Genomic DNA, 20894 nt, shown 5'->3' on the forward strand with positions numbered 1-20894 from the left:
GTCAACGACCCCGGATCCGTCGGAACATTCGCCGGCGCCGCCGACGCAGGCCCCGCAAACGCCACAACCCCCGCCACAGCAAGCACCGAAGCACCCACCACAGCAGCCACGCGACGCGCGAAACCGCCCTTCACTTTTTCGTTCATTTCCCTCTCCCCTACGGGTCTGGTCTTTCTGTTCTGTTGTCTTGCTGGTTCTGCTGCGGCCGGGCTACGCCATGGCACGCCTTCGGCGCCACACGAGGACGAGCCCGAGCATCGCAACGGCGACGATTCCGCCGCCGGCGATGACGAAGAGGTCCGTGGCCGCTCCCCCGGTGAGCGGAAGCGCGATCGCCGGGATCGCTTCGTTGACGAAGCGGTACACGGCGGTCTCACCGGCCGGCGGCGCGACGATCTGCGCGTCGGTGAGGGTCGTCCAGGAGCCGTCGGTGTCACGCACCTGGAGGCGCCACAGCCGGTAGGCCAAGGGCGACGTCGGGTCGGCGAGCGCCTCCGAGAGTGTGTACGTGTGGCCCGGACGCACCTCGACGGTGTTCGGGGTCTGTATTCCGCCCTGACCTTCCACGGTCAGCGGATCAAGGTCCAGACCTCCGGCAGGAGTCGCCGTGAGATGCCAATCCCCGGGCACACCGGCGCCGTCACCGCGTACACGCTTGATCAGCGTGATCGTCGCGGTCGCATTCGTGACCGTGCAGGTGACGTCGATGCCCGCAGGCACGCGCACGTTGCCGGCATCGACGGGTACCGGCGTGGCGCCGTCGGACGTCCGGACGCACTGCCACGCGTCGGTCTGCACGTAGGTCGCCGGCCCCCCGGACTCAGAGAGCGAGTACGCGACCGCCGGCGACACCGGGGCCGAGACCGCGTTCGCCTCGGAATGCCGACCGATCGGTCCGGGCAGAGCATCTGAGGGGCCGCTGGCCGACAGCGTCCATGAGTCCGTCGGCTCGGTTCCGGCCGACACCTCCTTGACGAGCGTCAGTTCCTGCTCGCAGGTCACGGTGTTGGTCACCGTCGCCGTGTTCTCCGGATGCGTGAGCGCGATCGGGTTCCCACCCGCGCCCAGCACGATGTTCGTCGTGACTGCGTTGATCGAGGTGATCGCGGCGGACGATGTGCATCCCGCCATCGCTCCGAGACCGACGGTCTCAGACACGGTGACCGTCTGCCCGATCAGGTAGCCGTCACGCGCTGTGCCCCAGGGCTGGTCGGTGGCCCCCGCGGCGCCGGGCCCGGTGAGACGAAGTCGGGCAGTGAGATCGGTCGGCTGCGCGCCGTGCTCGAAGACCTCGCCGTCGACGACCCATTTCTTCGTCACACTGATGCTCGCGGTCGCGGGCCGGTTGTAGATCGTGCACTCGATGGCGGTGTTGACCGCGACCGGCAACGACACGCCCGGCGTCGCGATCGTGCCGGCGTCGCTGACCGAAACGGGGTTGCCCGTCTCGGTGTTCACGCAGACCGCATTGCGCGGCGGCGCCGACGCGTCCGCCCGCACCGGCTGCACCGAGTATCCGCTCTGTTGGGTCTCGGTCCACGTGACGGGCCCGGTCGCGCGTGGCGTCGGAAAGAGGAGCGGAATCGTGGCGCCCCCCGCGCCGTCGGTCGTCCACGGCCCGGCCGGCGTGCCGAACGAGACGCCGGCTCCGGTGCTGACGCCGTTGACCTGCCAGCCCGGGACGGGGGTCGACACGGCATCCAGATCCGTCTTCGTGGGGTTCGACGGGATGACCGCGTCCGGCGCGATCACGCGCTTGACGACGTCGATCGAACCCTCACAGTTGCCTTTGGCGATGCTTGCGAGCGTCGTGGCAGCTTGGTTGTAGTTGCCGACCTGGAAGTAGTCGCTGTTGCGGACCGGGCCCGAAATCGCCTGCAGGTTGAGTTCCGAAAGTCCGCTCGCCCCGGCACCGACGCCGATCGTGACGACGCGCGTGCCTTTGGACTTGATGAGGTTGGATGAGAGAACGCCCGCTTCGATGTCACGCAATCCGTTCCACCCATTGACTCGGTTGTTCGCCGTCGTGCCATATGCCGTCGGGTTGCCGTCGGTGAGCACGATCACGACGTCGTAGTCGACAGGAGCTGTTGCGACTCGGTGGAGCCCCGCGTCCCAGTTGGTCCCGGAGCCGATCTCCCAGTCGTCATACATGTTCTTCACGACATTCGCTTCGGCCTGGGTTCGCACGCTCCGCAGCGTCGCTGACTCGCCACCTTCCGACGCCGGGCTAAATCGATCGAACGAGAACAAGCCGACGCGGGACGGAGTGCCGCGCAGCGCGTCGACGAAGGTGTCGACGGCGTCGATCGCGGCAGGCAACTGCGACCCGATCGAGCTCGAGAGATCGATGAGCACGCCGTAGTCCGCCCCACACTGCAGGGGCGCTCCGGGGTTCACGCGCGGAATCTGCCACACACCGCTCGACGTGGCGAGATCCTGGACATCGCCGGGGTCTGTGCGCATGAACGATGGCGAATCCGTGGAGCGATACGCGCGCCCGGCCTGCAGTGTCTGATCGACCTGAAAGCGGTAGGGGACGTTCGTGTTCGGCGCCGAGGTTCCGTTACCGTGCCCCGTGCGGAGGCTGGTGTTCAACCGCCAGCCGGTCGGCGCGGAGATCTGGTGGACCCATGGATCGGCATCGGTGCGCATGCCGTTCGCATCTGTGCTGCCCGAGGTCTTCACGGGGATCACGAAGTTGCAGTCTCCGTCGACATCGGAGACGCAGGTCGCCCATGTGTAGCTCTGCCAGCTCGCCGTGTTGCCGGCCGACGGCCCGAGCCGCAGGTGCACGCCCGCAAGACCGGTGCCCGTGATCTCGGTACCGCCGATGCGGTCACCGGCGACCTTGACGCTGATCACGACGTTTCCCGGACCGGGGTTCGGAATCGACAGCGGCGCGACATCGGGAGCGACGGGCTCGACAGTGAGCGTGCGCGACTCGGCGTCGGTGGCGGGCGTACCGGACTCCGACTCCGCGTCGGCGCTGTCTTGGATCGCGGCTGTACCGGCGGCGGGCGCCGCCTCAGGAGCCGTCGCGTCGTCGCTCGCGTCGGAGACCTCGATGGTGGCGCTCGGCGACGGCGTCGAGGCCCCTGAAAGCTCGGACCCGCCCTCCGAAGACGGCACAGCATCTGCTGCCGTCGCAGAAGCCACGCCCCCCGCGCCGAGGAGCCCGACAACGAGCGCCGCGATTCCCACGCTTGCGGCGAAAGCGCGCAGACGCACAGCCGGCCGGCGCTGGCCGCGCACGTGCCGGCGCACGCCAATACCCTGCTCGATCATCGATCCCCCTCAGGACCGACCCGCGCGTGCGTGCTCCCTGGTGCACGCGTTCGCACTCCACGCGGTTCCGTTCGCGCGGTCGTCCGTCCGTCATTGACCACGACGGGAGATACCGTCGAATCTGGCCGGACTTAAGGACGTACTGAGGAAATCCTGAGGTGCCGTCGCGAAGGGCGGTCGATCACGATGACGTCACAGGCGTGCTGCGCGAGCCCGACGATGCCCGACCATCAGCGCGAGTGCACCGAGCGCGATCGCCGATGAACCGGCGACGATCATCCACCACGGCACCTCCGACCCGGTCGTGGGCATCGGCGGAACGTCGGTCACCGTGTTCGTCACGGAAACGGCGATCGACGCATCCGACTCCACGACGAACCGAGCGCTCCCGTCGTCGAGTGTCTCGACGCCGTCCCCGGTCCACGATTGGGCGCTCGATCGCACATCCGACGGCAGATCGTCGGGCTCTGCCTCGGCGACCGTGACCGTCGAGCCCGCCGGAACGACGATCGCTTCGGAGATCTGACCGCCCGTGACGACGACTTCGCCGCGCGGTCCTGTATCGCTCGTCCAGGTCACCCGAAAGCGTACGTCGGATGCGGCGGCCATCGCCGCGGGATCACCGTCGAGCAGCTTTTCGATCGTGAAGGATCCGTCCGGCAGCAACGTGTTCGTCACCGTGACCGTGATCGGCCGGCCATCCGCCGGCGTGATCAACACCTTGGCGGCATCGCCGGCGGTCGACGGCGGCTCGTAGCGCACGTCCGCAGCGTTGTCCGCATCCGCCTCAACGAGAGTCAGTGAGTACCCCACCGGCAGCTTCTGCGGCGAGGTGTCACCGACCGGACGCGGCTCCCCGGCGATGATCTCGAAGGAGAACTCCGTCGGCGTGACCGCCCAGTCGCCGACCCATGCAGGGTTCCACGCTGCGGTGTCGGACGGATACACGTACGTACTCCCCGCCCCGAGCCGGTCCTCGCCACGGAAGTTCACGGCCTCTGTGACCTCGACCGTGAAGACCTGCCCCTCGACCGGCGTAGCCCCGCCGGCGTCGAGGACCTTGTCGACGGTGAAGGACCCGAACGCGACGAAGCCTGCATCGATGGAGTGGTCGTTCTCACCGGGACCTCCCACCGACACCGGCGCCTCACCCGTCGTGGGGTCAGGATTCGAGTCGGTCGTCGCCTGCGCGAGGTCCGACATCTGACGTGTGAGTCGCAGGTCGCCCCAGTCGAGACCTGCAAAGCCCGGGTGAGTCGCGTTCTCGCCTGCCAGCGCGACCGTTCCGGCCGCTGTCCCGAAGACGACGACGTACTCACCATCGGGTTCGAGGCCCTCCGTGTCGACGGACGAGAAGTAATACGTGCCGGGAGCGCCGTCGACCGCGGCGGTCACGGTCGATGCGAGGGCGGTGCCCTGCGGCGTGCCCTCGGCATCGGCAGCGAACAGGTCCACCGGGGCGCCGTTGATCGCGGGTTCGTCGGGGTCCTGGCGACCGTTCAGGTCGGCATCCAGCCAGACGCGGTTCCCGATTTCGACGGGAGCTTCATTGAGGAGCAGGGACACCGATCCGAGCCCGCCGGCCTTTTGGAAGAAGCCGCCGGTCGGCGTGGTCTGGATGAATCCACGCGCAGCGACCCCGCCCGACGCCGACTGGAACCTGACGCCTGCGACGTCGAGGTTCGGCGGCACCGGGTCATAGGCGGAGGTGGCGATCTGGTCGACGCCCGGAAAGCTCGCCGACCATCCCAGCCCGTTCTCGTCATGTCGCCAGCCACCCTGGTCGACGTTGTCGTCGAAGAACTCGCCACCCCCGACGCCCTGGGTCGGCAAGTTCGTCGTGTTCGTCCACGTCCGTGTCAGCCCTGCCACCTCACCGTCGTCTTCGAGGTGGAGAGTCGGTGAAGCCACGAGCACGTCCCCCTGAGCGAACGCGTAGTAGAGCGTGCCGCCACCCGTCGGAGCGATGTTGTACACACCGTTCTGCAACGCGAACCGATCCGAGAGGGTGAGGACGAGGTAGCCGTCGGCGGTCATCTCAAGGTCACTGAGGATCGGCTGGCTCCACGAGATTCCCGGATTCGTGCGTGGCAACACGGTGAAGGTCGCCGCATCCCATTCGTTCGTCCAGTTGTGCCAGACCTTGAAGCGGTCGGGCACCGTGGACGCGTCGTTCGCCGACGGCATGATCGGCACCCCGCGCGGATAATCGGTCGCGAGGTTCCGACTCAACACCTGCGAGAAGGATGCACCGTTGCGCAGGGCGCCGTCGGTCTCAGATGCCGAGTACACCCGGAGGGACCCGGTCGCCGTCGACGAACCGGGATCGGCTACATCGCCGGGTAGCGCTGCGGACAGCTGTCCGCCGGTTCCGACGACACCCACGTATACGGTGCCCTCGTCGACGACGATCGCCGATGCCTGGTCGTCGGCCGCAAGGCCCAGATCCCATGTACCGGCGAGGGTGGGGGCATCGTTCAGATCCGCCGGCAACGCCAAGGCATAGAGCCGACTGTCGAAGCGATTGACGAAGTAGAGCAGCGACGAATCCGAACTCATCGCGATGCCGCCGATCCCCGCACGTCCGGCCCACTCGTAGGCCGTCGGGTCTTGGGCGGTGAAAGTCGCCGGATTGACCGTGGTGTCGCCGAGCCCGCGGGCGACGGCCGTGAGAGCGTTCGGCTGCAGTTCCGTCAAAGACTGTCCCACATCGACGCCGAGCGTCGCGACGTCGACGAATCCGATGTCCGCGGTGAGGTCGCTCGGCGACTCGATCGTCCCATCGGCTTTGAGCACGTCCTCGATGATGTAGATGCCGCCCAGACCGAGTGGACCGAGGTCGGCGAAGCGGCGGAACTCGGCTGCGGCGAAGAGATTGCCCCGCACGCGATCGAACGTGGAGCCGCCGAGTGAGCCCGTCTGCGGCGTGAGGGCGATCGTGGTCCGATACTGCGCCCAGGTGGCGGGAATGTCCGCGGCGCCGCGGTTGTCGGGCACATTCCAGGGGATCGACACGACCGAAGGTTGGGTGACATTGGCGGCGGCCCCACCACCTGTCGCATTCCGATTCGCACCGCGCTGAATCGACTGGACGAGTGGGACCTCACCCGCGGCACCGGGCGAGCTGAAGTACGCGGGCACGACGACCGAGAAGTCGACGTTCTCTGCGCCGGCGTCCACGAACTGGACGCTCGTTCCAGAATCCTCGCCGTGGAAGCCGTCGAATGAGGACGCGGGCAACCCGGTGAACTCGATACGCAAGGGCGTTCCGTCCGGCACCGAGCCGGTGTCGATGGCGTACGTGCCGGTCGCAGAGGTGACGACCGCCGCCCCGACCTGCCCGTTCGTGCTGTCGTAGGCGGCGACGGTGACGTCCGCGACAGGCTGGTCGTTGGGTATGCCGCTGCTGGGAGTGTTACCGGTGTCGAACACACCGTCGCCGTCGAAGTCGAGGAACACCATTCCCTGTATCGATCCGGCCGCGGCGAACGCCGGAACCGACCCGACGCCGACTGCTGTAGCCATCATCCCGATGACAGCGGCGCCCACCACGACGGAACGAAAAGCACTTCGCACAGCGGCCTCCCCAGGTCCCCGGACGCGCCTCGGGGAGGCGCACGTGGACGCCACGGTATCCAGCCGGCGGCCCACGAGGTCCCGAAGAGCCACACCCGCGGCACGATTCCGATGCCTCGCGGCACGGATCGGGCTCCATCGGGCCACTCGCGGCCACGGAGGCCGACATAGATTCGAACGGTGGCAGCCCGGCGCCGAATCGCACGCATCCTCGCCTTCGTCGCGATGGCGTGCGCTGTGATCCCGACGGGCGTCGCATGCGCATCGTCCGAGTCACGAGCGCTCATCCATGTTCCGGACGACGTGGCGACGCTCACGGAGGCGGCACACCTGGTTGACGAGGACGGGATGATCGTCATCGGGCCCGGTGTCTACGCCGAGCAGCTGTCGATCGACACCCCCGGCGTCACCGTTCGTGGTGAGAGTCGGAACGACACGATCATCGACGGCGGAGGTATCCGCCCGTACGGCGTGGTCGTGACGGCGGACGGCGTACGGGTCGAGAACCTGACTGTGCACTCCGCGACGTTCTACGGCGTCCTCTTCACCGGGCTTCACGACGAGTCGGGACCGTCAGCGCCCACGGCCGACGGGTACCGACGTTGGGATCCGACGGTTTTTCCACCTCTGGAGCGATTCCTCGTCGATCATGTGACCGCGTACAACAACGGGCTCTACGGCATCTACGCGTTCAACGCGCGACATGGCGTCATCCGTGATTCTTACGCATCCGGCTCGGCGGACAGTGGCTTCTACGTCGGTCAATGCGTCGAGTGCGACATCCTCGTCACGGGAAACGTCGCGGAACGCAACGCGGTGGGTTTCGAGAACGCGAACGCCAGCGACTCCCTGATGGTCGCCGGCAACCGATTCAGCGACAACCGGGTCGGCGTCGCGATCCTCTCGAGCTATCAGGAGGCGTTCACCCCACAGCGCGGCACGACCGTCGTCGGCAATCTCATCTCGAACAATGCGTCCGACGACTCCCCCGCCCATGCCGAAGGCGGGTTCGGTATCGGCATCGGTCTGGCCGGCGGACAGGACAACACGTTCTCCGAGAACCGCGTGGCCGGGCATCCGCGAGCGGGCATCGTGTTGTCCAACACGGAAGACATCCCCACCGCTGACAACTCATTCGTCGATACGGTCTTCGACGACAACGCCATCGACGTGGCAGATGTCTCCGCATCGCGGACGCCGGCCGTCGGCAACTGTGTCGAATCCGGTGATCCGTTGACGAGCGCACCGGCGTCGCTCGCGCGAGAACTCCACGCGGCATGCGCGGACGCCACCACGACCCAGTCCGCGGTCGCGTCGCTCGACGACCCCGCGGCACCGGTCGGAGTGAGTTTCCTCCGCGTCGCTCCGCCGCGACCGCAGCCGAACCTTCGCGCCCGCGATTCATACCCGCCACTGCCGGCGAGGATCACCCTCCCGGATGCGGCGCAGTTCCCCGCGCCGTCCTCGGGCTTCCTGGCCGACCGGATCGGAACGCGGTGATGTGGCTTCGAGTCGCGGTCGTCGTCCTGGCCACGGCTGTGGTTCTCGGCGGATGCGCGCCGGCCGCGCCGGCCGATCGCCCCGTGACCACCGAGGAAGCGCAACTCCTCGCGACAGCGCGCTTCCGCAACTACGACCTCGGCAGCCGCACCTTTCGCGCCTCGATCACCGACCGCGGTGTCGAGGTCGACCTCGTCGGCTGGGTCGACTACCCCGCGCGACTCGGCTACGCCACGCTCACGACCGCGGGATCCACCCGTGCGCTGTTGTGGACGGGTGTCACCGCCGGCACTGCCCGCCTTTCAGTGGCGAACGGAGACCTGCCCCCTTTGCCCGTGCCCGGCGCCGGTGCGGAGTGGACCACGCACCCCATCGACCCGACGATCTCCCGACTCGATGCCTTCCTCGCGGCCCTCGGTGCATTGGGCATCGACCGTCCGGACAACCCGCTCATCCTCCAGCAGTCGGGCGCACTGTGGCTCCGGGAAGATGATGTGGAAGGCATCCCGGTGACGGTGTTCGCCGCACCTCCAGATGAGCTCGTTCGTGACCCCGCCGCACCTCCCCTCGCCCCGGACGCGTCGCCGCTGCATCTATGGGTCGACGGCTCGGGACTCATCCTGCGCGTCGACATGCGATTGGGCGGCGAATGGGAGTCGGTCATCTTCGAGGATGCGCCGGGAGAACGCCTCACCCTCCCCGACGACCTCGTGGAGCAGGGCGGATGACACCCGGGGATCACGACAGCCGGTTCTCGCGCCGCGCGCTGTTCGCCGGCGCGGGCGCAGTCGCGGTCGGTGCGGCGGGGGTGATCGCCGGCCGCGCGTGGACCGACGGCGACCCCGGCGAAGTCACAACCATCGCCGCGACCGGTATGCACCAAGCCGGAATCGCGCGTCCGCAGACGCCCCAACGCACGTGTCTCGTGATGGTCGCCGACGTAGATCCCGGCGCCATCCGCGCCTCCCTCGCCACTCTCGGCGATCGCGTTCGCGCTCTGGCCTCGGGGACCGAACCCACGGTACCCGCGTCGGGCGACCTCTCGGTCACGGTCGGCGTCGGACCCCGCGTGCTCTCCGCATCCGGTCATCCCGGGATTTCACATCTCCTCACGCTTCCGACTTTCGCCGGCGACGAGGCGCTCCGAGCGGATCGGCGTGGCGGTGATCTGTACATCAGCCTGAATGCCGATGATCCGACGGTGCTCGAGCCGGCGGCCGCCGTTGTCACGGAGACGATCGCGGGGTGGCGTCTGCGTTGGTCGGACCTGGGGTTCCGCGGCACCCCCGACGGTGACATCGTGCGCAACCCTTTCGGCTACCACGACGGCGTCGTGATTCCTCGGGGCACCGAGGAACTGGATCGCGAGGTCTGGATTTCAGACGGACCGTTCGCGGGCGGAACCATCTGTGTGATTCGGCGCTTCCGATTGGCCACCGACCGATTCCGCGCGTTGTCCACGACGCGCCGCGATCAGATCATCGGCCGCGAGCAGGGCACGGGCGCACCTTTGTCCGGCGGCGTCCTCCACGACGAGGTGAACCTCACGGCGAAGTCCGCGGACGGGACATTCCTCACGCCTGCGCACTCCCATGTACGGGCTGCGCACCCGTCCTTCACGGGAAGCGGGCTCATGTTGCGACGCAGCTATGGCTACCGCACTTCTGCTGACGACCATGGCCACCTCTTCATCTCGTTCCAGAAGGACATCGGCACCTTCACACGGACGCAGTTGCGAATGGACGACATGGACGAGCTGATGACCTTCAGCACCCCGACCGCAACCGCGGCGTTCCTGATCCTTCCGGGCTTCACCGCCGATCGTCCGCTCGGTTCGATGTTGTAATCCACGCTCCCCGGAGCGCCCGAAACGTGTGAGCGCAACAGAAAAGGCCCCCCGGGTGGTCCGAGGGGCCTTTCTACACGTCGCACGCGACGCGAAGGGATTACTTGATGATCTTGGTCACCGTTCCGGCACCGACCGTGCGGCCACCCTCACGGATGGCGAAGCCGAGACCGTCCTCCATGGCGATCGGCTGGATCAGCTCGACCGTCATGTCGGTGGTGTCGCCGGGCATGACCATCTCGGTGCCCTCGGGCAGCGTGATGACGCCGGTGACGTCGGTGGTGCGGAAGTAGAACTGCGGACGGTAGTTCGTGAAGAACGGGTTGTGACGGCCGCCCTCTTCCTTGGACAGGATGTACGCCGTGCCCTCGAAGTTGGTGTGCGGGGTGACCGAACCGGGCTTCACGACGACCTGGCCGCGCTCGACGTCGTCACGCTTGGTGCCGCGAAGGAGCAGACCACAGTTCTCGCCGGCCCACGCCTCGTCGAGCTGCTTGTGGAACATCTCGATACCGGTGACGATCGTCTTCTGCGTCGGGCGCAGACCCACGATCTCGACCTCCGAGTTGATCGCGAGCGTGCCGCGCTCGGCGCGACCGGTCACGACCGTTCCACGGCCGGTGATGGTGAAGACGTCCTCGACGGGCATGAGGAACGGCTTGTCCTTGTCACGCACCGGGTCCGGGATCGACTCGTCGACGGCTTCCATGAGCTCGATGACGCTGTTGACCCACTGCTCGTCACCCTCGAGAGCCTTGAGGCCCGAAACGCGGATGACGGGGGCGTTGTCGCCGTCGAAGTCCTGCGACGAGAGAAGCTCGCGAACCTCGAGCTCGACGAGCTCCAGGATCTCTTCGTCGTCGACCATGTCGGACTTGTTGAGCGCGACGAGCAGGTACGGAACACCGACCTGCTTGGCGAGCAGAACGTGCTCACGCGTCTGCGCCATCGGGCCATCGGTGGCCGCGACGACGAGGATCGCGCCGTCCATCTGCGCAGCACCGGTGATCATGTTCTTGATGTAGTCGGCGTGACCCGGGGCGTCGACGTGTGCGTAGTGACGCTTCGGGGTCTCGTACTCGACGTGCGAGATGTTGATCGTGATACCGCGCTGACGCTCTTCGGGAGCCGAGTCGATCGACTGGAAGTCACGCTGCACGTTGGTGGCCGACGGGTACTTGTCGGCGAGCACCTTCGAGATTGCGGCGGTGAGCGTGGTCTTGCCGTGGTCGACGTGACCGATCGTTCCGATGTTCACGTGCGGCTTGGTCCGCTCGAACTTGGCCTTAGCCACTGGGTCCTCCTCAGGACGGTCGTGTAGAAGTTCCGGGCGCTGGTGTGCGGCCGGTTCTCTACGGGGATTTCTCTACCTTAGTAGAGCGGTTCGTGTGAGTCTGTGAAGTTGTAGAACGGATGCCGGGAGCCGGGCCCCCGGCATCCGAGGACGATTACTCGCCCTTGGTCTTCTGGACGATCTCGTCCATGACGTTGCGCGGGACCTCGGCGTAGCTGTCGAACTCCATGGAGTAGACGGCACGACCGGAGGTCTTCGAACGCAGGTCGCCGATGTAACCGAACATTTCGGAAAGCGGAACGTTGGCACGCACCACCTTGACGCCGGCGGCGTCTTCCATCGACTGCACCTGTCCACGACGCGAGTTCAGGTCGCCGATGACGTCACCCATGTATTCCTCGGGCGTGCGCACCTCGACGGCCATGATCGGCTCGAGGATGACGGGGTTCGCGCGGCGGATGGCCTCCTTGAAGCCCATCGAGCCGGCGATCTTGAACGCCATCTCCGACGAGTCGACGTCGTGCGACGCACCGTCGAGGAGGATCGCCTTGACACCCACCATGGGGTAGCCGGCGAGCACGCCGACGTTCATGGCGTCCTGGAAGCCGAGGTCGGTGGGCCCGATGTACTCGCGCGGGATGCGGCCACCGGTGACCTTGTTCTCGAACTCGTACGTCTTGTCGGCCGTGACCTCGAGAGGCTCGATCGTGAACTGGATCTTCGCGAACTGTCCCGATCCACCCGTCTGCTTCTTGTGGGTGTAGTCGTGCTTCTCGACGGTCTTGCGGATCGTCTCGCGGTAGGCCACCTGGGGCTTTCCGACGTTCGCCTCGACCTTGAACTCGCGCTTCATGCGGTCCACGAGGATGTCGAGGTGCAACTCGCCCATGCCCTTGATGACCGTCTGGCCGGTCTCGGCGTTCTGCTCCACGCGGAACGTCGGGTCCTCTTCGGCGAGCTTCTGGATCGCCAGACCCAGCTTCTCCTGGTCGGCCTTGGTCTTCGGCTCGATGGCGACCTCGATGACCGGCTCGGGGAACGTCATCGACTCGAGGACGACCTGGTTGTCGGAGTCCGACAGCGTGTCACCGGTCGTCGTGTCCTTCAGACCGATGACGGCGTAGATGTGGCCCGCGGTGACCGAGTCGACGGGGTTCTCCTTGTTGGCGTGCATCTGGAAGATCTTCCCGATGCGCTCCTTCTTGCCCTTGGTCGAGTTGACGACCTGCGAACCCGAGTCGAGGTGACCCGAGTACACGCGGATGTACGTGAGACGCCCGAAGAACGGGTGCGAGACGACCTTGAACGCGAGCGCCGCGAACGGCTCGTCGCGGTCGGCGTGACGCTCGATGATGCGCTCTTCGTCCTTGGGGTCGTGCGCCTCGATCGAGGGGACGTCCAGGGGCGAAGGCAGGTAGTCCACGACCGCGTCGAGCATCGGCTGCACGCCGCGGTTCTTGAACGCCGAACCACACAGGACCGGGTAGACCTCGCTGGCGATCGTGAGCTTGCGGATCGCGCCCTTGATCTCTTCGGGGGTGAGCTCCTCGCCACCGAAGTACTTCTCCAGCAGCGCGTCGTCGGACTCGGCGACGGTCTCGAGGAGCTTCTCGCGGTACTCCGCCGCGCGGTCGGCGAGATCAGCCGGGATCTCCTGGATCTCGTACTTGGCGCCCATGGTCACGTCGCCCTTGGCGTCGCCGGGCCACACGAGTGCGCGCATGTAGACGAGGTCGATGACGCCGACGAAGTCGTTCTCTGCGCCGATCGGGATCTGCAGCACGAGCGGCTTGGCCTTCAAACGCGACACGATCGTGTCCACGGTGAAGTAGAAGTCGGCGCCGAGCTTGTCCATCTTGTTGACGAAGCAGATGCGCGGAACGTCGTACTTGTCGGCCTGACGCCACACCGTCTCGGACTGGGGCTCGACACCCTCCTTGCCGTCGAAGACGGCGACGGCACCGTCGAGGACACGGAGCGAGCGCTCCACCTCGACCGTGAAGTCGACGTGACCCGGGGTGTCGATGATGTTGATCTGGTTGTTCTCCCAGAAACAGGTGACGGCGGCCGACGTGATCGTGATGCCGCGCTCCTGCTCCTGCTCCATCCAGTCGGTCGTGGCCGCACCGTCGTGCGTCTCGCCGATCTTGTGGTTGACGCCCGTGTAGAACAGGATGCGCTCGGTCGTCGTCGTCTTGCCGGCATCGATGTGCGCCATGATGCCGATGTTGCGGACCTTGGTGAGGTCGGTGAGCACTTCTTGTGCCACGGGGTGTCTTCCTTACGTGTGGAGGGGAGTTCGTGTCTTCCCGCCGTCCGCGCGGTGACCGGGGTCTCCGGCCGCCGCGCGGACCACGCGAAGCGGATCGCTGATTACCAGCGGTAGTGGGCGAACGCGCGGTTCGACTCGGCCATCTTGTGGGTGTCCTCACGGCGCTTGACCGCGGCACCGAGGCCGTTCGAGGCGTCCAGGATCTCGTTCTGGAGGCGCTCGGTCATCGTCTTCTCACGGCGACCCTTCGCGTAGCTCACGAGCCAGCGGAGAGCGAGCGTGTTGGCGCGGTGCGGCTTGACCTCGACCGGCACCTGGTAGGTCGAACCACCGACGCGGCGCGACTTGACCTCAAGAGTGGGACGCACGTTGTCGAGTGCCTTCTTGAGCGTCGCGACGGCGTCCTGGCCGTTCTTCGTCTCGACGCCGCGAAGGGCGCCGTAGACGATCGACTCGGCGAGCGACTTCTTGCCGTCGACGAGGATCTTGTTCACGAGCTGCGTGACGATGGGTGCGCCGTAGACCGGGTCGTTGACGACGGGGCGCTTCGGGGCGGGTCCCTTGCGAGGCATCTAACTCAACCCTTCTTCGCGCCGTAGCGGCTGCGCGCCTGCTTACGGTTCTTGACGGCCTGGGTGTCCAGGGCACCACGGACGATCTTGTAACGGACACCCGGAAGGTCCTTCACACGACCACCACGGACGAGCACGAGCGAGTGCTCCTGAAGGTTGTGACCTTCACCGGGGATGTACGCGGTGACCTCGGTGCCGTTGCGGAGCTTGACACGGGCGACCTTGCGCATCGCCGAGTTGGGCTTCTTGGGCGTGGTCGTGTAGACGCGGGTGCAGACCCCCGCCTGCTGCGGGTTCGACTTCAGCGCGGGTGCCTTGGTCTTCGAGACCTTCGGCGACCGCCCCTTGCGAACCAACTGCTGAATGGTTGGCACGTTCTCTCCTTGTCATGCTGTGCGTGCCCTCGCGGGCGTGCACAGGTGCTGCACGGTGACAGCGTTCGTGTCTCCCCCGCCGCTGTGGAATCTCGTCGATCCGGAGCCGCGGGCTCACATTCATCCACCGTGCGCCGGAGTGATCCGGTGCGTGTGTGGTGGATATGCCGTGGGGGTGACCTGTTCGCAGGTCGATCCCTGAGATGTGGGCGCCGACGCTCCATCCTTCGCACCGAGGCACGGCGGACGGCGCGCAGGAACGCACACCCGGTCCATGATACGCGGGATGCCGGGGGTCGGCAAACGCGTGCGACCCGGTCAGCCGATGAGCAGGAGCGCGAGAAGTCCGGCGAGCGCGGCCGCAGCCACGACGGCGGCCACTGCTCCGGCGACCACGAGTCTGCGGGCCGCCCGACGGCGTCTCTCCGCCTCGAGCGCCGCGGTGTCGATCGGATCCTGTCGATGTCCGCGCGCGGCGTCCCGTTCCCGACTGTCGGGAGGGGCGGGGATCTCGCGCGGCGAGTACGTTTCGGCTGAGAGTGCAGAGACGGGCGGGCGTGCCGCGGGTCGGGTGTCGCTGATGTCACGCGGGGCACCCGTGCGAGTGAGCACCGTGTCCGCCAGCACGACACCGTCATCGGCCGCAGCGGCCTCGGCCCGCCGTCGCGATTCGCGCCGCACCACGACGGTCGAGCCGTCGTCGTCCGGCGACGGCCGCACCGGGTCGACGGGGCCGATGGCGGTCGAGCGACGACGCGCGGGCGTCACGGCATCCGGTGTCGTCCTTACCCGTCGCGCCGGTTCGGTCTCATCGTCGAAGCCGCGCCGACGCGAGACGCGCGTGACGTCGTCGGGGACGTCACTCACCCCGTGCTCCGCACCAAACGCACTTCGGCATCACCCAGCAGGAACCGGTCACCCGCCTCGATCTCGACCCCGGGGGTTGCCTCGACCTCGGTGCCGAGCACGGTGGCGAACACGACACCGTTGGTCGATCCGAGGTCGGTGACGAACCACGTGTCGTCGCGCAGGTGCAACCGCGCATGGGTCTTGGACACCGTTCCGTCATCGATCGAGACGAGCTGCGCTGACGGATGCGCGGGGTCGGCGGCGGGCCGGCGGCCGAGCAGTACCACGTCGGATGCGATCGCGATGGTGTCACCCTCGGGCGTGACGATCGACCAGTCGGTACGACGCCGACGCGCGACGATGGTGTGGTCTAGCGGGTCGTCGGGAATCTGCGGCCGGCGGGACTGCGCCGACACGGACGACCGTGCCGCGCGGGGCGAGCCGGCATCCGGCGCACCCGCGATGGCCGAGACCGGTCCCGAGCTCTCGGCGAACGCCTCGGACTCGGGCACGGCCGAGCGGGACGGCGCCCACGGCTCTCCGCTCTCGCGGCGAGAGACCGTCGGCGGAGTGCGGGTCACCGGTGGGAGGGCGGCCGACGACTCGCCACGATTCGCCGGACGCGGCTCAGGGGCGCCCGGCACGGCGCCCGTCACCTCGGCGGACTCCGAGAACGCCTCGCTCGCGGGCTCGGGCATGATCACCGGCGGCTGCCAGGGCGCGGGTGACGGGGGCTCGTCGCCGATCTCTCGGGGCGCCCAGCCTCCGGGGGGCGGATCGATGGGCGAGCCCGCACGCGCGGCGCGCGGCGGAAGAGGCGGCCCGCCGGCGACGACGCCTGTTCCGGGCGCAGGGGGCGCGGGCGGAGCCGTCGGCGCGAACGGCGTCGGCCTCCCCGGGGCGGGAGCCGGCGGAGCGACGACCTCGGGCGAGGTCACGTACAGCGGATCGGTCGGGGCGATGTGCGTGGAACGCCCATGGAAGGCACCGTCAGAACCTCCCGGCGGAGGCGGCACGAAGCCCCCCGAGGGTGCAGGGGGCCGCGGGGGCGCCGGGTTCACCGATGGTGCATCGCCCGAACGTCGCGGTCCTGACTCCTCGCCGACCCACCGCGCCGACCCGAAGCCGATGATCGTCGCCCACACCGGAAAGACGAGTGCTGCAAGGACGGTCATGCCCGACCCGAAGCGGAACGCCGCGTTGACGCGAGCGCACGCGAGGATCTGCACGATCCACACGGCGAGCGCACCCGGTCCGACGGCCAGGTAGAGCAGGAGCAGCATCGGAGTGTATCCCCCGAGCCGGAAGAGCACGGCCTGGTTGTAGATCGGCACCCAGGCTTTCCAGCCTTGCTCGCCGGACTTGCGGAACACCGCAGCGAGTGCGATCGCTGTCCACACGTACAGAGCGACGATCACGAGGAGAGTCGTCAGTCCGAGCGCGACGGCGCTCGCATCAGCGTTGGGAGTCATGTCGTGGGGCGCGGTTCGTGCGGGGCGCTGCGCCTCCCCCTCTCGGTCGACGACGGCAGAGGCCCCGACTCGGGGGCCAACGGGCGGATGATCGATCTCAACGATACGGCTGTCGCCGTTCGCCGCCACAGCGCATCTTTCGGCACGAGGGCGCGACGCTCGGCCTCGACCGCATCCCAGTAGGCGCGTGCGTCCGCTTCGTCGAGGCCGAGGCCATGCGCGAAGACGGCGCGATCCGCGCCGTGGGCGAGGTGGTGTGCACCCGGCGAGGCCACGGCCCGCGCGATCTCTTCGCGGGTGGCTGCGCGCGGAAGGGTGTGTCCGGCGTCCGTCGCTGCGTCGAGGAACTCCTCCCAGCCGCCGGCGATGCGCGCCTCGGGCATCGTGGCGGCGCGGCGGGCGCGGCGACGCAGCGCCTTGGCGATGACGACGGCCAGGAACGGCCCCACCGCGAGGAGCAGAATCAGCAGACCGGCGGCGGTCCCGCGTAGGGCCGGCCACAGCCATGTGAGGTCGATGCTCCCGCCGGCCTGGTCGCCGTCGTCGACCAGCGCGTCCTGTTGCTCGGGGGCCGGGGGGACGACTTCTTCGACGAGATCGGGGCGCACGTCGGTGACCACCTCCGGGTCACGTTGCTCGGTGAACTCCATGCTGGGCGACCGGGTGTGCTGCGGTGTCACGTCGATCGGAATCCATTGCCCGTCCGACGAGAGAACCTCGGTCCACGCCGTCACGTCTCCCGCGCGACATATACCCGCGTCGCATACCGCAAGCGTGTCGTCGTCGGCGACGAGCCGCGCGCCGACGACGACACGCGCGGGAAATCCCAGCTCTCTGGCGATGACGGCCACGGCCACCGCGAACTGCTCATCGTCGCCGACGGCGGCGACGTAGTTTCCGGATGCGGCTGCCCGCGGATCGTCCTCGCGTTCGAGCAGGCGTGTGAACATCGCGTCGATCCGCCCGAGCGAGTGTCCTGAGGCGCTCGGCTGAAACTCGTACCCGTCCAGTGCCTGCACCCACTCCGGCGTGTCGGTCTCGGGCACGGTCAAGGCATGACTGAGGTAGCCGCGCTCGCGCAGAAGGGTGACCAGGCCATCGAGGGCCGTGCCGTCGACTCCCTCGAGGTGCCGCTCGATCCAGGTACGGACGCTCTCAGGGGCGTCCTCGATGGCCTCCGCTCCGGGTGCGGTCACCGTGGTCAACTCGGGAACGGCGGATTCGACCGCGTGGATGACATACGCGTCGCCGTCGGTCAAGCCACCGCCGGCAATCTGTATGCCGGCGTCGGCATCCGTGCTGTAGTAGAAACCGTCGGCGAGTTCCGCGGCGCGCTGTCCGTCGAACTCGACGCGGTGGAGACGGCCGACGGTGGGCATCCACACGCCGCCCAGGTCGGATACTTCGATATGCGCGTCGATGGTCCGACCGGTGCCGGGGTCGATCGCAGACGGTAGTCGGAGAAACGCCCCCGCACCCTCACCCGTGCGGAAGACCTCACCGTCGTAGTCCGTCAGTGTCGCCAGACGCACGCGAGCGGGCAACTCCTCCCCGGAGATCGTGAAGAGCACCTCGCTCGCGCGGGCATCATCGAACATCCCGCGGTGTTCGGTCAGTGGACTCACCTGTGCGGAGAGATCGATCTGCGGGCCCACTGCACTGCGCAGAACGTCCCTGTCCATCCCCCTCGCAACGAACGGGACGACGACGACGGCGACCAGCGCGCACCCCGCGATCATCGCGAGACCGAGCATGACCCGATGCCGATCCGTGGGTGAGATCCTGCGGGCGACGCGCACGCCACTCGAGTCCGCCGCGCGGCGCAGGGCACGCGCGCGTTCGTCGTGTGTGCGCCACGAGAGCCACAGGAGTGTCGCGAGCAGTCCGCTGATCCCCAACACCGTCTCGACCGGGGCATAGAGGGTGATCGACCCGACCGTCCACGGGGCGCTGACGTCGGCGCGACCGAAGACGAGACCGAACGACACCATCGACAGCGCGACCGGTACGGCGAGGTAGGCGCGGCGACCCGCGCGCCAGGACAGCAGGAGTACCGCGCTCGTCCCCACGAGGAAGACGATGAGAGCGGGCACCAGCAGATTGCGGTACGACCCGACGGGCAGTTCGACCGTGAGGAGGTCCTTCCACCCGAGCACGACGCCGGCTGCCACCTCTCCCCATCCACGCAGCAGGTCTCCCGCGTCTCCCATTCGCGAGGGCACCGCCAGGGGGATGCCCGTCACGAGAACGACACCCGTGAGCACTCCGCAGACGATCCATCCGCTCCAGGCGAAAGCGCGCGCAGCGAACGCCACCACGGTGGCCAGTGATACAGACACGGCGACCAGAAGGACGAACGCCGATGTGCGGTAGATCGGCCACGCCGCCGCCGCGGCGATGACCACGATCACCAGAGCGAACGTCGAACCCGCGTGGACGCGAGGAGCAAGACCGCGCGTCCACGCGGAGGGCGCGCGGTCGTTCGCCGTCACGCCGTCACCCCGCGCAGGAGCAAGCCGGAGAGATCGCCGAGCGTGCCGACGGTCATGACCGTGAGCGCCGACATCGGCTGTAGACGCGGATGCGCGCGCTCATCGCAGATCACCGCGACCACCGCCGTGTCCGCCGAGAACGCCAGCGCCGCTTGCTGAAGCGACGCCAGGGGCACGCGTGAGCCGACCACCACGAACGCGACCGAGAGGCGCTCACGCGTCTCGGCGGTCAGGCGGCAGACATCGACGATCGGCATCGTGTGCTCGTACTGCCGCACCGCGCAGAAGCCGTCGAGCATGCCGCGCGGCGACGGCGCCGGGAGCTGGCGGATCTCGCGTCGCCGCCCCTTGACCGCGCGTGGAATCTCCCCGCCGGACACGAGCGCGACATCGCGGGCGTCGCGGACGGCCCGGAGTCCCAGCGACGCCGCACACGAGACGGCGAGTTCGAACTCGTCGGCATCCAGATACTCGGCCGGGTCGACGCTCCACACCACGGCCATGCGAGAGCGACGCGATTCTTCGTACTGTCGCACCATGAGCGTGCCGGTCTTCGCGGTAGACCGCCAGTGCACCTGGCGCCGACTGTCCCCCGGCGCGTAAGGACGGATGGCGTGGAACGACATGTCGTCATCGACGATGCGTCGCGTCGGGCTTCCCTCCAGGTCGCGCACGAACCCCGCACTCGTGGACGGCAGGTCGACCGTCCGCGGGTGCACGAACACGGTGTGCACGTCGGCGAACGCGTGTTCGCGCCGCAGGAGACCCACGGGGTCACCTCGGACGGTCGTCGCCGGACCGATGGGGACGACGCCCCTGCGCATCCGAGGAATCTCCAAGGGCTGGGAGACCGTGTGTCCCGGCCGCAGAAGCGGCACTCCGAACTCGACCAGCCCGGGTCCGACGGGGATGTCGATGCGACCCGGAAGCGCGACACGGCGGCCATGGTTGCGGACGACGACCTCGCCCGTGAGGTCCTCTCCCGCCACGACACGTTCGCGCGACAGCGACAATCCGACGTCGTACGACCGCGAGCCGAACAAGAAGGGCACACTCGCCGCGAGCAGGAGCAGCGCGGCCACGCCGCCGACCATCCACTCGATCCACCCGAACGCGATACCGAGCAGGAGACCGAGCGTCGCCGCCACGATCACGAGAGCACCGGGAGGGCGCACCGTCCGCGCGAGCCACGACGCGACGGTTCGCGTATGCCCCGTTGCGCGTCGGGCGAATCGGGTGAGCCGCACGACGACCCCGACGTACCGACGCGAATCCACCGACGTCGCCGTCACGGCGGTCGCTTCCGTGGGCGCGTCGGCACCGGACGTCGTGGACGCCCGGGTCACGCGGGGGTCGTCC

Annotated in this window: 13 protein-coding genes; 3 read left to right on the forward strand and 10 right to left on the reverse strand. The window is 67.9% G+C overall.

Going from position 1 to position 20894, the window contains the following annotated elements:
• Positions 1–210 precede the first annotated feature (210 nt).
• Together ACFQZV_RS00005 and ACFQZV_RS00010 are read right to left on the reverse strand one after the other, a co-directional pair.
• Positions 211–3288, reverse strand: coding sequence for an LPXTG cell wall anchor domain-containing protein (locus ACFQZV_RS00005; protein WP_378752254.1), 3078 nt, complete (start codon positions 3286–3288; stop codon positions 211–213).
• A 192-nt stretch (positions 3289–3480) separates the two neighbouring features.
• Positions 3481–6813: an SdrD B-like domain-containing protein gene (locus ACFQZV_RS00010; protein WP_378752252.1), complete on the reverse strand. Its 3333-nt coding sequence runs from the start codon at positions 6811–6813 to the stop codon at positions 3481–3483.
• Between the two features lie 231 nt (positions 6814–7044).
• Between ACFQZV_RS00010 and ACFQZV_RS00015 the strand changes: the two genes are divergently transcribed.
• Genes ACFQZV_RS00015 through ACFQZV_RS00025 form a run of 3 tightly spaced genes read left to right on the forward strand, consistent with a single transcriptional unit; the run spans position 7045 to position 10210 of the window.
• A complete protein-coding gene (locus tag ACFQZV_RS00015; RefSeq protein ID WP_378752250.1) occupies positions 7045–8364 on the forward strand; it encodes a right-handed parallel beta-helix repeat-containing protein in 1320 nt (439 codons plus the stop codon).
• Positions 8364–9092 carry a hypothetical protein gene (locus ACFQZV_RS00020; RefSeq protein ID WP_378752248.1) on the forward strand — a complete coding sequence of 243 codons (729 nt, stop codon included), beginning with the start codon at positions 8364–8366 and terminating at the stop codon, positions 9090–9092. Before ACFQZV_RS00015 ends, ACFQZV_RS00020 begins: the two co-directional genes overlap by 1 nt.
• On the forward strand, positions 9089–10210 hold the full coding sequence (locus ACFQZV_RS00025) for a Dyp-type peroxidase (RefSeq protein WP_378752246.1): 1122 nt from the start codon (positions 9089–9091) through the stop codon (positions 10208–10210). The genes ACFQZV_RS00020 and ACFQZV_RS00025 overlap by 4 nt, the downstream gene beginning before the upstream one ends.
• Positions 10211–10310: 100 nt before the next feature.
• Here the strand turns inward: ACFQZV_RS00025 and tuf are convergent, their stop codons facing one another.
• From tuf to ACFQZV_RS00065, 8 genes are all read right to left on the reverse strand, one after another.
• A complete protein-coding gene (gene tuf / locus ACFQZV_RS00030) occupies positions 10311–11504 on the reverse strand; it encodes an elongation factor Tu (protein ID WP_378752244.1) in 1194 nt (397 codons plus the stop codon).
• 154 nt (positions 11505–11658) lie between these two features.
• Positions 11659–13773 (reverse strand): elongation factor G, encoded by a 2115-nt coding sequence (gene fusA, locus ACFQZV_RS00035; protein WP_378752242.1) that lies wholly within the window; start codon positions 13771–13773, stop codon positions 11659–11661.
• Positions 13774–13877: 104 nt separating this feature from the next.
• On the reverse strand, positions 13878–14348 hold the full coding sequence (rpsG, locus tag ACFQZV_RS00040; RefSeq protein WP_322598869.1) for a 30S ribosomal protein S7: 471 nt from the start codon (positions 14346–14348) through the stop codon (positions 13878–13880).
• Positions 14349–14353: 5 nt separating this feature from the next.
• The gene (gene rpsL / locus ACFQZV_RS00045) at positions 14354–14722 is read right to left on the reverse strand and encodes a 30S ribosomal protein S12 (RefSeq protein WP_013584051.1); all 369 of its coding nucleotides are present in this window, start codon (positions 14720–14722) and stop codon (positions 14354–14356) included.
• A gap of 318 nt (positions 14723–15040) precedes the next feature.
• The gene (locus tag ACFQZV_RS00050; RefSeq protein ID WP_378752239.1) at positions 15041–15589 is read right to left on the reverse strand and encodes a hypothetical protein; all 549 of its coding nucleotides are present in this window, start codon (positions 15587–15589) and stop codon (positions 15041–15043) included.
• Positions 15586–17043: a DUF5684 domain-containing protein gene (locus tag ACFQZV_RS00055; protein WP_378783211.1), complete on the reverse strand. Its 1458-nt coding sequence runs from the start codon at positions 17041–17043 to the stop codon at positions 15586–15588. Before ACFQZV_RS00055 ends, ACFQZV_RS00050 begins: the two co-directional genes overlap by 4 nt.
• Complete coding sequence (locus ACFQZV_RS00060; protein WP_378753820.1) at positions 17040–19535, reverse strand: transglutaminase domain-containing protein; 2496 nt, start codon at positions 19533–19535, stop codon at positions 17040–17042. The genes ACFQZV_RS00055 and ACFQZV_RS00060 overlap by 4 nt, the downstream gene beginning before the upstream one ends.
• Positions 19532–20881 carry a DUF58 domain-containing protein gene (locus ACFQZV_RS00065; RefSeq protein ID WP_378753822.1) on the reverse strand — a complete coding sequence of 450 codons (1350 nt, stop codon included), beginning with the start codon at positions 20879–20881 and terminating at the stop codon, positions 19532–19534. Before ACFQZV_RS00065 ends, ACFQZV_RS00060 begins: the two co-directional genes overlap by 4 nt.
• Positions 20882–20894 lie beyond the last annotated feature (13 nt).

This window comes from Microbacterium koreense, from assembly GCF_042677105.1.
GTDB lineage: Bacteria > Actinomycetota > Actinomycetes > Actinomycetales > Microbacteriaceae > Microbacterium > Microbacterium koreense.

Bases quoted from the DNA above. Each gene is read 5' to 3' on its own strand.
- ACFQZV_RS00005 (WP_378752254.1), bottom strand. From the start codon at position 3,288: ATGATCGAGCAGGGTATTGGCGTGCGCCGGCACGTGCGCGGCCAGCGC.
- ACFQZV_RS00055 (WP_378783211.1), bottom strand. From the start codon at position 17,043: ATGACTCCCAACGCTGATGCGAGCGCCGTCGCGCTCGGACTGACGACT.
- ACFQZV_RS00010 (WP_378752252.1), bottom strand. From the start codon at position 6,813: ATGGCTACAGCAGTCGGCGTCGGGTCGGTTCCGGCGTTCGCCGCGGCC.
- ACFQZV_RS00020 (WP_378752248.1), top strand. From the start codon at position 8,364: ATGTGGCTTCGAGTCGCGGTCGTCGTCCTGGCCACGGCTGTGGTTCTC.
- rpsG (WP_322598869.1), bottom strand. From the start codon at position 14,348: ATGCCTCGCAAGGGACCCGCCCCGAAGCGCCCCGTCGTCAACGACCCG.
- ACFQZV_RS00025 (WP_378752246.1), top strand. From the start codon at position 9,089: ATGACACCCGGGGATCACGACAGCCGGTTCTCGCGCCGCGCGCTGTTC.